Origin of the sequence: Shewanella sp. MR-4 (genome assembly GCF_000014685.1) — a bacterium.
Taxonomy (GTDB): Bacteria; Pseudomonadota; Gammaproteobacteria; order Enterobacterales; family Shewanellaceae; genus Shewanella.
Genome location: NC_008321.1, coordinates 270114 through 283329, shown reverse-complemented (window position 1 = coordinate 283329; position 13216 = coordinate 270114). Strand labels below are relative to the sequence as shown.

12 protein-coding genes and 1 pseudogene are annotated in these 13216 nt (G+C 48.4%); 8 read left to right on the top strand and 5 right to left on the bottom strand.

All coding sequences use genetic code 11. The features are described from left to right. Positions 1-56 precede the first annotated feature (56 nt). Positions 57-2011 (bottom strand): annotated as a pseudogene (locus SHEWMR4_RS01410) (methyl-accepting chemotaxis protein). Between the two features lie 299 nt (positions 2012-2310). Between SHEWMR4_RS01410 and SHEWMR4_RS01405 the strand changes: the two are divergent. The 6 genes from SHEWMR4_RS01405 to glnG all read left to right on the top strand — a co-directional run bounded on the left by SHEWMR4_RS01405 (position 2311) and on the right by glnG (position 8064). Then, a complete protein-coding gene (locus SHEWMR4_RS01405; protein ID WP_011621070.1) occupies positions 2311-2622 on the top strand; it encodes a pyrimidine/purine nucleoside phosphorylase in 312 nt (103 codons plus the stop codon). A gap of 115 nt (positions 2623-2737) precedes the next feature. Continuing rightward, on the top strand, positions 2738-3334 hold the full coding sequence (locus SHEWMR4_RS01400) for a TetR/AcrR family transcriptional regulator (protein ID WP_011621069.1): 597 nt from the start codon (positions 2738-2740) through the stop codon (positions 3332-3334). 144 nt (positions 3335-3478) lie between these two features. Then, positions 3479-4636: an iron-containing alcohol dehydrogenase gene (locus SHEWMR4_RS01395; protein WP_011621068.1), complete on the top strand. Its 1158-nt coding sequence runs from the start codon at positions 3479-3481 to the stop codon at positions 4634-4636. 273 nt (positions 4637-4909) lie between these two features. Further along, complete coding sequence (locus SHEWMR4_RS01390; protein WP_011621067.1) at positions 4910-5443, top strand: DUF4124 domain-containing protein; 534 nt, start codon at positions 4910-4912, stop codon at positions 5441-5443. 121 nt (positions 5444-5564) lie between these two features. Beyond that, positions 5565-6611, top strand: a complete 1047-nt coding sequence (glnL, locus tag SHEWMR4_RS01385) for a nitrogen regulation protein NR(II) (protein ID WP_011621066.1) — start codon at positions 5565-5567, stop codon at positions 6609-6611. A 37-nt stretch (positions 6612-6648) separates the two neighbouring features. Next, the gene (gene glnG, locus SHEWMR4_RS01380) at positions 6649-8064 is read left to right on the top strand and encodes a nitrogen regulation protein NR(I) (protein WP_011621065.1); all 1416 of its coding nucleotides are present in this window, start codon (positions 6649-6651) and stop codon (positions 8062-8064) included. 68 nt (positions 8065-8132) lie between these two features. Here glnG and SHEWMR4_RS01375 read toward each other — a convergent pair whose 3' ends face one another. The 4 genes from SHEWMR4_RS01375 to SHEWMR4_RS01360 all read right to left on the bottom strand — a co-directional run bounded on the left by SHEWMR4_RS01375 (position 8133) and on the right by SHEWMR4_RS01360 (position 10766). Continuing rightward, positions 8133-8690, bottom strand: coding sequence for a porin family protein (locus SHEWMR4_RS01375; protein WP_011621064.1), 558 nt, complete (start codon positions 8688-8690; stop codon positions 8133-8135). A gap of 187 nt (positions 8691-8877) precedes the next feature. Continuing rightward, the gene (locus tag SHEWMR4_RS01370) at positions 8878-9288 is read right to left on the bottom strand and encodes a hypothetical protein (protein WP_011621063.1); all 411 of its coding nucleotides are present in this window, start codon (positions 9286-9288) and stop codon (positions 8878-8880) included. Between the two features lie 45 nt (positions 9289-9333). Then, positions 9334-10227: a cation diffusion facilitator family transporter gene (locus SHEWMR4_RS01365; RefSeq protein WP_011621062.1), complete on the bottom strand. Its 894-nt coding sequence runs from the start codon at positions 10225-10227 to the stop codon at positions 9334-9336. Between the two features lie 50 nt (positions 10228-10277). Further along, positions 10278-10766 carry a Spy/CpxP family protein refolding chaperone gene (locus SHEWMR4_RS01360; protein WP_198134661.1) on the bottom strand — a complete coding sequence of 163 codons (489 nt, stop codon included), beginning with the start codon at positions 10764-10766 and terminating at the stop codon, positions 10278-10280. A gap of 349 nt (positions 10767-11115) precedes the next feature. On the opposite strand from SHEWMR4_RS01360, the gene SHEWMR4_RS01355 reads away from it, so the two are divergent. Together SHEWMR4_RS01355 and SHEWMR4_RS01350 are read left to right on the top strand one after the other, a co-directional pair. Beyond that, entirely contained in the window at positions 11116-11802 is a 687-nt protein-coding gene (locus SHEWMR4_RS01355; protein WP_011621060.1) for a response regulator, read from the top strand. Between the two features lie 14 nt (positions 11803-11816). Then, positions 11817-13166: an ATP-binding protein gene (locus SHEWMR4_RS01350; RefSeq protein ID WP_011621059.1), complete on the top strand. Its 1350-nt coding sequence runs from the start codon at positions 11817-11819 to the stop codon at positions 13164-13166. The last annotated feature ends 50 nt before the right edge of the window (positions 13167-13216 follow it).

Below are 13216 nucleotides of genomic sequence, written 5' to 3'. Positions count from 1 at the left end.
CCAGTTGCAAGAACGGCGAATGCTCGGCATTGCTTACTTATGCTTGGCACTGCGTCCTAGACCTTAAACTGAGCCGTTGTTAAACCAAGTTGGTTTGCTAGCCCTAACAGGCTGCGGGTGCTCGCGGCCACTTGGCTAATGGCCGCGCTATTTTCCTCCGCCGCCGCGCTGAGCCCTGCAATGCCTTGGGCAATCGTCGCCGACACAGTGGTTTGTTCCTCTGCGGCCGTTGCCGTTTGGATCATTAAGGCTTTGAGTGTTTCGAGCCGCATAGCAATATCATCCACCGCCGCTTGCATGCCTTCGGCATCCTCAGCCGTTTTAGATGCCTCAGACGAACAAGTCACGCTATGCTGCGCCAGCACACCCGATTGCTGCTGGATCCCCTGCAATACCTTTCCAATATCCTGCGTCGCCTCTTGTACCTTCACCGCAAGTTGCCGCACTTCATCGGCCACCACCGCAAATCCACGCCCATGCTCGCCTGCTCGGGCAGCTTCAATCGCCGCATTGAGGGCTAACAGATTGGTTTGCTCGGCAATCGCATTAATCACATCCAACACACTGCCGATTTTCTGGCTATCAGCCTCAAGATTTCCGACCTGCTGATGAATGGCGGCAAAACTTGCTAGTGTCACCTGTAAGCTTTGGCGGGTACTCGCAAGATTTTGTGAAAGAATGCCACTCGATTGAGTACAAGAGGCCACCTCGTCGGAGGATTTCAGAGTATTGGTACTGATTTCGGCGGCGGCATAACTCATTTCCTCTACGGCCGTGGCTAACATGTCTGTCTCTTTCGCTTGCAATTGAATGCTGCAATCGGCCTGACACATAGCCGCAGAATTTTGTTCTGCTGCAGATTCCAATTCATGACCCATGCCCACCAATTGGCTAATAATTTCCTTTAATTTAGTCTGCATCCTCGCGAGCCAGCTCATTAAATGATTATCGGCATGGCCGTGGGAGAGACTATGGGTTAAGTCCCCGGAAGCGATAAGGCTAGTCAAATGACACATATCCTCAGGCTCACCGCCCAAAGGCTTAAGTACAAAGCTGGTCACAAGTTTTGCAGCCACGATAGCCAGCACCACAGACAAGGCACACACCATCAGCCCGATATACATCATATGGTAGGCAGGCGCGGCAATTTCACTCACATCAATCTCGGCCATTAAGCCCCATTTGAGTCCCATCTCGACAACAGGAGAGTAAGCCGACAGCACCAAATTATGATTATAATCATATATCTGTATAACCCCCTCTTGCCCTGCCAATGCCGCTTTTACTGCCAGAGTATCCACCCCATTTTGTGCGATAGTGCCCGCAAAAGAGGCTGACACAGTTCGGTTTTTAGGATCGAGGAAAGAGTCAGAACGCATTCGATTATCGGGGCCGATGAGATAGGTTTCCCCCGAATCCCCCATCCCTTCGCGGATCTGCATCACCCTATTAATCCGTTCTATCAACACTTGTGCCGCCACGACAATATGCCGTCCATTGACTTGGATCCCTTGCCCAATAAAGGCAGCCGCCTGCCCATTCGATGGCGCGTAGGAGGAGAAATCCTGTAAAAACACAGTGTCCGATGTCGCGAGCGCCTTATCGAAAAGTTGTGCAAGCCCAGAGGTTTGATAGGGGCCAGTACGCAGGTTAGTGCCATAGTCTGGCTCTTTTGCCACAGTGTAAAAAACCGTTCCGTCGTCGGAAATGATAAACAGGTCATAGAAGCCCAGCAGCTTGTTGAGGGATTTGAGCGTTGAGTCTAAATCGCTCAAGATTTCTAGATTCGGCGGCTGGCAATCACCGCACTGACGGACTGTAAGTTATCGGAAAAGTCTTGAAACATACCGTTGATCTGTCGCTGCTTAATCTCCCGCACGGCCACCAAACGTGACTGAGCCTCTGCAAAGAGTTCATTTTTAGCAAGATAGGTCACTATCGCAGTCGCAAGCACCAGCGGTAAGAGGACGATCAGCAAACTGATGAGTTGAATTTTACGCGTAAATCCCATGGAGACACTCCTTGTCACACAATACATTCCATTGTTAACAGCTAACCTCTGCCACTAAAACTATAGGAGAAGAATCCTTACCCAACAAAATACTCTGATAGATTTAATTAAGCGCAGCAGAGTTCCGCATCAACAGCTGTGATACGATGAAAAAGCACATATCATTTGCACTTAAATGTCCCTCACATCACGCGATAGTAATCCCCACAGCAGAAGTTTGTTCCCCTTACAATAATTGAATTGAAAATCACGCAAAATGAATATAAATTCATAAATCATTTACTATTTGGGAGCACATAATGGAGTTAATTGAGCAAGTCTCGGTCGCGAAAAAAGCCAATATTTATTTTGAGGGCAAAGTTGCCAGCCGCAGCGTATTCTTCAATGATGGCAGCAAGCAAACCCTAGGTGTCGTCCTCCCTGGAGAATACGAGTTTTCGACCTCGCAGGGTGAAATAATGCAAGTCACCAGTGGCAGTTTCGAGGTATTACTGCCAGATAGCACAACTTGGCAAACCTTTAGTGAAGGCAGTCAATTCGAACTCGTGGCCAATGCCAGCTTCAAAATCCGTAACAGTGCAATTGCAGAGTATTGCTGTAGCTACCTGTAACACGCTTGTAGGGGATGCTTAACTAACTTAGGCATCCCTTTATGGATTGTTAGCTGTGATTGATGCAAACCAGACCACTAGACGACTGGTCTAATTTGCTTTATGCTCTTTCCCCATGAAAACAGAAACCCAATCTACTCGTCAGCATATTCTCGACGTCGGTTACTCACTGATCGTTAAGCAAGGCTTTTCGTGCCTAGGGTTAGCCCAACTACTCAAGGCCGCCCAAGTACCGAAAGGCTCGTTTTACCATTACTTTAAATCTAAAGAACAATTCGGCGAGGCGCTGTTAACGGGTTATTTTGAGCAATACCAAGCAGAGCTTGATAGCTTATTTGCCAACCCACAACTCTCCGGCTTTGAGCGCCAAATGCAATACTGGCAAAGATGGCTGCATGTACAGCAAGATGGTTGTGTCGATCAAAAATGCTTAGTCGTTAAATTAAGTGCCGAGGTTGCCGACCTCTCAGAAGCAATGCGCCTTGTACTTTTAAAAGGTTCTGCAGGCATCATTGAACGCTTAACTCATTGCATTCAAACAGGGATTGCGGATAACTCCATCTGCGAACAGGATGCTCAAGCAACGGCAGAATTGTTGTATCACATGTGGATCGGCGCCAGCCTGATGAATAAACTTGGCCACAGTCGAGCAGCCTTAGAGCGCGCCCTAGTCACGACCGAAGCCATTTTAAAGACCAAAACTGTGCGTTAATGTTATCGACTCCATGCGCAACCGACTAACAACCAATTGATTAATAAAATTTTACTTAATCTACTCGATTTATCATTTTAGTAGCCAAGCAAACTAGACGACTGGTCTACTAAATTCATTTTTAACCATAGGACAAACCTCACTATGTTCAATTTCGCCTACTACAACCCAACACGAATCCATTTTGGTAAAAACACCATTGCTGAAATCGATGCTTTAGTACCAAGCAATGCCAGAGTCATGGTGTTATTTGGCGGAAGCAGTGCCAGACGCACTGGCACATTAGCCGAAGTCAAGCATGCGCTTGGAGATCGTTTCGTGGTCGAGTTCGAAGGGATCGAGCCTAACCCAACCTATGAAACCCTTATGCTTGCTGTTGCGCAAGTACGTGAACTGAACATCGACTTTTTGCTCGCCGTCGGTGGTGGTTCGGTGATTGATGGCACTAAATTTGTTGCTGCGGCTGCGGTATTTGAAGGCGAGCCTTGGGATATTCTGACAAGTTGGGGCACCAAGGTGACCAAAGCCATGCCATTTGGCTCGGTATTAACCTTGCCCGCGACGGGCTCTGAGATGAACAACGCCAGCGTCGTGACCCGCAAATCCCTGAAAGCTAAGCTGCCGTTCCGTAACGATTTGGTTTATCCGCAATTCTCAATTCTCGATCCAACCAAAACCTTCACACTGCCTGAAAGACAAGTGGCAAACGGCGTAGTCGATGCCTTTGTACATATCACAGAGCAATACCTCACCTATCCGGTCAACGCAGCAGTACAGGACAGATTTGCCGAAGGCTTGCTGCAAATTTTGATTGAACTAGGGCCACAGGCACTCACACAGCCAGAAGATTACGATATCCGCGCTAACTTGATGTGGGTCGCGACCATGGCACTCAATGGCACTATCGCGACGGGTGTACCGCACGACTGGGCAACACACATGATAGGCCATGAACTCACAGCTCTATATGATATTGACCACGCCCGTACCTTATCCATTGTATTGCCAGCATTATTACGCTGTACCAAGGCTGCTAAGCGCGAAAAATTACTGCAATTTGCAGACAGAGTGTGGCATATCAACACTGGCTCAGAAGATGAACGGATTGAGGCCGCAATTGCTAAAACCCAAGCCTTTTTCGAAGCGATGGGCATTGCAACCCACTTGTCTGCCTATGATTTAGGTAAAGAAGCCGTCGATGCTGTCGTCTCCCAACTTGAGAAACATGACATGGTTGCCTTAGGTGAGCGTGGCAATATCGACCCCGCCATGAGCCGTAATATTTTAACGCTGGCGCTATAATCGTAGTACAAGTCGTCAACGCACCATAACGGTGCGTTGATTTTCCCCCAAAAGAGGCAAGCTCCTCCATGTTTTAACATTACCGCTTATCTCTGGTTCATCCCACGACAGATTTGCAGCCATACTCGAACTAGCCATTGCATTAGCGGCATAAAGCAAACCCGCGATTCATACGGCACAAAACCTCAAGTGAAATGAATAAAACACCATGATTTTTGATGAAAAAACGACTAATCTTGAAGGACTTCATCTTCAAGGTAAAAGGACTTTCGCATGCGTGTATTAACCCTCATCAGCTTATTGCTGCTCAGCCTGCTCGCTCAGGCAACAGTGTACAAATGGGTCGATAAGGATGGAAAAGTCCATTACTCAGATGAACCCCACCCCAACGCCGAGGTAGTTGAGTTAAAAGAAAAAACACTCAATCAGATTGCCCTTCCCCCGGTCAAAAATGACGCTAATGACTCGCAAGTCATTCAACAAATTCAGTACCAAGTCGTCATCACCTCCCCCATGGAAGAGGAAACCGTCAGGGACAATAACGGTGACTTTCAAGTTACTGCGACTGTTACCCCTGAGATCAAAAGTCAGTATCTGATGGCCTTAAAACTCGACGGCCAAATGGTTGGTCAGCCTCAAGTAGGCGGCATCTTTCAACTGACTAACATCGACCGAGGTGAACATACCATTGTTGTCGACACTATGACTCAAAACGGCAAAGTCTTTGCATCTAGCTCTCCACGAAAGATATTTCTTCATCAAGCGGCGATGAATCCAGTCCCGAAAAAGCAACCTAAATCCAATTAAACTATTAAATAACAATTGATTAGGTTGTTTTTGCTCAATTTAGCCGTTTGATGAAGTCGAGTTGCAGCCTGCACCAAATCGGTGCAACATAATGGTGCAACCCTATTTTCAGGAACGGTAGATGGATAAAGAAACGCTGCTTAATCATTTAGTCACCGCGGTACTTGTCATTGATAAGGATCTTAAGCCTTGTTATGCCAACGCCGCAGCAGAGCAGCTATTGGGCGTTGGCAGCCACAGGCTCGTGGAACAAGCCCTACCGGAGCATTATCAAGCCCTCGGTGTCGAGGCGCAAATCCTCAGCGATGCTGTAAAAGCCGGACAAGGCCTGACGGTCAACACAGCCACTTTAGTGACCTTAGATGCCCAGCATCATACCGTTGATTTGACACTAATCCCGCTCGAGGATGAGGCGCAACTGAGTCTGCTTGAGCTTAGGCAAGTCGATCAACAACGCCGGATCCACCAGCAACTCAGCCAGGATGCTCAGCAACAGGCGGCACAATTCCTTGTTCGCAACTTGGCCCATGAGATCAAAAACCCCTTAGGCGGTCTACGCGGCGCGGCGCAATTGCTCTCGCGGGAGTTAGACGATCCGGCACAAAAGGAATTTACCAATCTCATCATCGAACAGGCCGACCGCCTGCGCAGCTTAGTGGACAGACTGCTCGGCCCGCAGCGGCCAACCCAACATAGCCTGCACAACATTCATCAAGTGGTGCAAAAGGTCTATAAATTGGTGGAAATGGCGCTTCCCACCAATATTCAATTAAAGCGTGACTACGACCCATCGATCCCCGATATCGAAATGGATCCCGACCAAATGCAGCAAGCCGTGCTGAATATTTTGCAGAATGCGGTACAAGCTCTTGAACACACAGGTGGTGAAATCCTGATCCGCACCCGCACGCAACATCAGGTCACTATCGGTTCGCAGCGACATAAGCTCGTGCTGACACTGTCCATTATCGACAACGGCCCAGGCATACCACCAGAGCTGATGGACACGCTGTTTTATCCCATGGTCACCAGTCGTGAGCAGGGGTCTGGGCTTGGCCTGTCGATTGCCCATAACATTGCCAGATTACACTCGGGCAGAATCGATTGTGTATCCAGCCCTGGGCATACCGAATTTATCATTTCGTTACCGATTTTAAGTGCCAAATAATCAAGACAAACCAACACATACCGTATGAGGAAGCAAAATGCGAATGAGTGAACAAGTGTGGATCCTCGACGATGACAGTTCGATACGTTGGGTGCTCGAAAAGGCGCTCCAAGGCGCGAAACTCAGCACCGCCAGCTTTGCCGCGGCCGAATCACTCTGGCAAGCATTAGAGATTTCCCAGCCACGAGTCATAGTCTCAGATATTCGTATGCCGGGCACCGATGGCTTAACCCTGTTAGAAAGGCTGCAAATCCACTATCCGCATATTCCCGTCATCATCATGACAGCGCATTCGGATTTAGACAGTGCCGTCAGCGCCTATCAGGCGGGGGCATTTGAGTATTTGCCCAAGCCCTTCGATATTGATGAGGCGATTTCCCTCGTCGAGCGCGCCCTAACCCATGCAACCGAGCAAAGCCCGTCTCCTGCCCCGCAGGAGACGCAAGTCAAAACGCCCGAAATCATAGGTGAAGCGCCCGCCATGCAGGAGGTATTTCGTGCCATCGGCCGGTTATCACGATCCTCAATCAGCGTGCTGATCAACGGCCAATCGGGTACGGGTAAAGAGCTGGTTGCAGGCGCATTGCACAAACACAGCCCGCGTAAGGATAAGCCCTTTATCGCCTTGAATATGGCGGCAATTCCCAAAGACTTAATCGAATCTGAACTCTTTGGCCATGAGAAAGGCGCCTTCACCGGCGCAGCAAACGTGCGCCAAGGACGCTTCGAGCAAGCCAATGGCGGCACCCTGTTTTTAGATGAAATAGGCGATATGCCGCTGGACGTGCAAACCCGCCTACTGCGGGTGCTCGCCGATGGGCAATTTTATCGCGTCGGCGGCCATAGCGCCGTCCAAGTGGATGTGCGCATTATTGCCGCTACTCACCAAGATCTGGAGCAACTCGTGCTCAAAGGGGGATTTAGGGAAGACCTATTCCATCGGCTCAATGTTATCCGCGTCCACTTGCCGCCGCTGTCACAACGCCGAGAGGATATTCCCCAACTCGCGACCCACTTTTTAGCCTCCGCCGCTAAGGAGATTGGTGTCGAGGCAAAAATCCTCACCAAAGAGACCGCCGCCAAGCTATCGCAACTGCCTTGGCCAGGAAACGTGAGACAACTCGAGAATACCTGTCGCTGGCTCACGGTAATGGCCTCAGGGCAAGAAATCCTGCCCCAGGATTTACCCCCAGAGCTACTTAAAGAGCCCGCCAGTATTAATCCTATGGCAAAAGGCAGCCAAGATTGGCAATCGGCACTCACAGAGTGGATTGACCAAAAACTGTCTGAGGGAAATAGCGATTTATTAACTGAAGTTCAGCCGGCCTTTGAACGTATTTTGCTCGAAACCGCATTACGCCATACCCAAGGACATAAACAAGAAGCGGCAAAACGTTTAGGTTGGGGAAGAAATACCTTAACGCGAAAATTGAAAGAATTGTCTATGGATTAATCATCCAGTAAATAATAAAAAAGGGATATTCATATCCCTTTTTTATTATTTAGACTTGGTATAAATCATTAGAACTGGTAATGCACACCAATTGCTAATTGTTTCATATCTGTGTCGATATCTTTCATATTTAAATAACTGTGATCGGCGTCTAAATCACCCGTGGTGATATCGTAACTTAAGCGAACATTTAAATGTTCGGTCACGGCAGCATTAACACCAACGCCGTACGTCCAGCCAAAGCCAGTAAAGTCTTCATCGAAACCCAAACCGTCAACATTCACAGCCATAGATGCAACACCTACTTTGGCATAGGCAGAAAACATATCATTGATTTGCAGCGTAAACTTAGGAGTGAAGGTTAATGCACCAGCGGAGATGTCGACATCACTGTCACCCAAATCAGCCGTTGCAAAAAAATTGGCTTCTAAACCAAACCACTCGTTGAAGTTGTAACCACCGTAAACACCAAAACCTGTGCCAGTTTCTGAGTCATCAAAAGCGTCCACAGTTACACGGTTTAGTGCGCCACCCACATAAAACCCAGTATTATCGGTTGCCGCTGAAGCTTGGCCGGCTACTAATGCAGATAATAAAGTTACCGCAACTAAAGATAGTTTTTTCATTATATTTTCCTAATGAGTTAACTTGAGTAGTAAACGCTGCGGATATTACAACAAACCAATAATAAGGGTTACAGTTTGCAAAGACTAAATGCGTTTTATACAGGAAGTATTCAGCTTTAAATAAAGCAAATATGTATGAATAGATACTTAAGCATTAAGTTTAATAAGCCAAATTCAATACTAAGTGTTAACTGACTACTCGTAATAAATTCATAAGGAGGAAATAACACCAACGAATAAGAGAACGACGTTTTCGTTCATCGAGGCATTCAACAATTACGACTTTTCCAGATTGTGCACAAGTCACCCGACTGCGCCACATCAACAAGGGCCAAACATGCAGTCGATAGTCCCGCTGTGCAATATTGAATGGAATGGTTCTCGGCCAATAATATAAAGATTGGCGCAGGATAAGCTCGCTCCAAACGCCCGTAGGATGATTGACTAAATGCGGATCAGGAAGTTTCGAATCAAGCCCCTCACTCGCGTCGGGGGCATGTTCGGCAATCAACTCTAAGCGGGTTGATAATCGATGATAACGGCAGATAAGCCGAGTATTGTCGACTAAGGGATGAACCTGTTGCTGCATCCATGACATAACCATTCCTTTGGTTTTTATAACAAACTCAATTGACCGCGATGATTAACTCGCGGGGCTAGGCTCCACCTGCACAGGATCTTGGTGAATAATCACCTCGGCATCTTCAAAGGCGGCTTTTACTCTGAGCCCTGTAGTATCGGCGATACTGTGGGCTTCGTTCAGGCTCAGGTTACCATCTAACTCTAAATGGAATTGAATAAAGATGGTTTTACCCGCTTGGCGCGTGCGTAAATCATGTAGCCCTTGCACTCTAGGATCTTGCTTGGCGATTTGCTTAATTTGCTGACGCGTCTCTTCATCTAACTCACGGTCGAGCAGCGCTTGAATAGAGCGGTAACCTAAATCAAAGGCCTGTTGACCAATGTAGCAGGCGATAAGCACGGCAAAGACCCCATCGGCCCACCACCAGCCATACTGGGACAAAAGGAGTGCGAGTAACACGGCGCCATTGAGGAATAAATCCGACTTGTAGTGCAACGAATCGGCTTCAACCACAGTGCTCTTGGTTGCCGCCAGCGCCCGCTTTTGTAACGCCACTAACGCCAATGTCAGCACGATCGCAACGACAGACACCACCACACCTAAGGTGGCATATTCAACGGGAGCAGGATTGAGTAAGCGTTCTCCGCCATAAAACAGCAGCAGGAATGCCGAGCCCATGATAAAGGCCGATTGTGCCAGCGACGCTAACGGCTCGGCCTTACCGTGGCCGTATCTGTGGTCATGGTCGGCAGGAACGATAGCATAACGAATGGCGATAAAGTTGATGATCGAGGCGAGCGCATCGGCAAAGGAGTCCGTTAAGGACGCCAGCATACTGGCCGAGCCTGAATATAACCAAGCTAATAGCTTGATAATAATAAGGGTCAAAGCGGTAGCCACGGAAGCGCGACTAGCCAGTTTGACCCAAAAATCGTATTGGGAAGTTTGAGTCATAGGGGTCTATATCGGGAAGCTATGACTCTATTGTATATCAGCTTACAAGCTTAACCGCGAGGTTCTTTACCAGCTTGTGCTTCAAATCGCGCTTTAAATTTTGCTTGTTGCTCAGGCGTGAGCAGGTTGTAGATCTGATTCTGCATCTTCATCCGTTCAATCGCTTGAGCTTGGCGTTTTTCCTGCTGGGCACTCATTAATGCCTTAGCTTGCGCCTCATCGAAGTTGGCCGCAGTGATCAGCGCATGCATTTCGGTACGGTGTGCTAAACGCTCTTCCTTAGTCGGTCTGTCATCGCTGCGTGCGGCGCGGTGCTCTGCAAACAGTTTCTTAATGTCGGCCTTTTGTGCATCGGTTAAATCTAAACCTTCGAACATTCTGTGCATACCGTCATGGCCCATACGGTCACCATGTTTATGGAACTCACCGCGTGGATGATCGCAGCCTTGGCCGGGCTCTGCACTGACTGTTGTCGCAAATACAGCGGAGCTTGCTAAGATGGCAAATAGACCTGCTTTTAAAGGAGATAGTGTTTTCATCATGTTAACCTCAATAGTTCAACTTATGTTGTATACAGTGACGACCCTTTTAAAAGCCGAATCACTTTCGACGATCACAGTCTAAAGCACCCTATGTAAGTGAGGGCGTGACCTGAGTAAATCAGTGTAAAGTTGCGATAAGAACTATCCCCAAACAACTTTAAGATGTTGAAACTCGTGTATTGAGGATAGCTTGAGCATACAGATTCTCTATTCTTTACTTTGGCTTACATTGCTACACAGCAATTGACATCAAAAGAGGTATACTCAGGCAAAATGCTAAAAGCGTCTGCGGTTTAGCACGCAGCTTTGAGACTTTCGCACCAGTTCACCCGGATTAAGGAACACTATGAGTCGGATATTATTAATCGATGATGATCTTGGTTTATCAGAACTTCTCGGACAATTACTCGAACTCGAAGGGTTTAAACTCACGCTGGCCTACGATGGTAAGCAAGGCCTTGAGCTGGCCCTTGCGGGGGATTACGATCTGATCTTGCTCGACGTGATGCTGCCTAAGTTAAACGGCTTTGAAGTGCTACGCGCACTGCGTCAACACAAACAAACCCCTGTGCTGATGCTGACCGCCAGAGGGGATGAAATTGACCGTGTGGTTGGCCTTGAAATCGGTGCCGATGACTATTTGCCTAAACCCTTTAACGACAGGGAGCTTATCGCCCGCATTCGCGCCATTATTCGCCGCTCACACTTAACCGCCCAAGAAATCCATGCCACTCCGGCGCAGGAATTTGGCGATTTACGCTTAGATCCCTCACGCCAAGAGGCCTACTGTAATGAGCAGCTTATTATCCTCACAGGGACTGAGTTTACCTTGCTGCACACACTAGCACTGCATGCGGGTGAGCTGATGAATAAAGAAGAGCTCAATGAAATTGTGCTCGGCAAAAAACTCATGCCCTTCGATCGCAGCCTAGATATGCACCTCTCGAATCTACGCAAAAAACTCCCAGAACGCAGCGATGGCAGACCTAGGGTGAAAACTATCCGTGGCAAAGGCTATATCTGGTTACCATAACGGCGGGAACAACTGTGCCTAATCGCTTATTTATCAAATTACTGCTCGGATTTTGGCTCTGTAGCTCACTGATTATCGCCTTAGTCGGCTTGCTACCCTTGCTGCAACAAAATCACGACCGCGCACCTATCCCGCCGCACATGCAAAAAGTGCTCGCGACTATAGCACAACGCATTCAAGACAATCCGACCCTCATTAAATCCGATTTCCTGCGCCGCTGGGAAAGGCACAGGGATATGGAGGGCAAGCCCCTGCGACTCTATCTGGCCAACAGTCAAGGACAAGTGATTAACACCAACAGAGTGAGCCGCGGTGTTCGCAGTTTTATGTTGATGACAGATGAAGAAAAACAACCCATTAGTCATCAATTTAAAGATGAGCTAGTGTTTGGCCCCTACCAATTTAGCCTCGAAGGTGAAACCTATTATCTCTATGGTCGCTTGCCGGATATTCACCCTCGCCCATGGTTCTTCTTCTTTATCGAAAATAAGCTGCTCACCCTAAGTCTAGCCATAGTGCTCTCGGGATTACTGTGCGCCATTCTCGCATGGCATTTAGGTAAGCCATTAAGCTCACTAAAGAAAAGTGCCGATGCCCTCGCCGAAGGCGACCTCAGTAACCGCGTCGATAAGGCGACCACTCAACGTAACGATGAAATCGGCCAACTCGCCACCGCGTTTAATAGCATGGCGGACTCGATTGAGGCCATGGTGAAGAATCAGCAACGTTTGATGGGGGACATTTCCCACGAACTACGCACCCCACTGACCCGCCTACAATTGTCACTGGCACTGGCCCGCAAGAAAGGCCAACAGACCACTGAAACCGACCGTATCGCCTACGAGGCCGAGCAACTAGAGAAATTGATCGCAGAGCTGCTGGAGTTATCGCGGGTCAAACTCAGCACCAATGAAACTAAAGTTCGCCTCGGATTAGCCGAGTCCCTCAGCCAAGTGCTAGATGACGCCGAGTTTGAGGCCGATCAACAGGGCAAAAAGATCACAATCGACATCGATGAAGCCATCGAGCTCGGCCATTATCCGAAATCCCTGTCCCGTGCGATAGAAAACCTGCTGCGCAACGCCATTCGTTATGCCCAGAGCGATATCCACCTGCGCGCGAGCCAAACCAACGGCCAAGTACAGATCACAATTAAAGACGATGGTCCGGGGATTGATCCTGCTGAGCTTGAGGCGATTTTCAAACCCTTCTATCGCCCCGATTCGGCAAGGCAGCGGGAAAGCGGTGGCTGGGGCCTAGGACTCGCCATTACCGAAGCGGCCATTAGCGCCCATAAAGGAAAAATCAGAGCCGAGAATCGCCAGCCCCACGGCCTCGAAGTCAATATCAGTTTACCGACCTAAAAACATAAGCCCCGCTAACTCCGTTAGCGGGGCTTATATCATCAACAGTC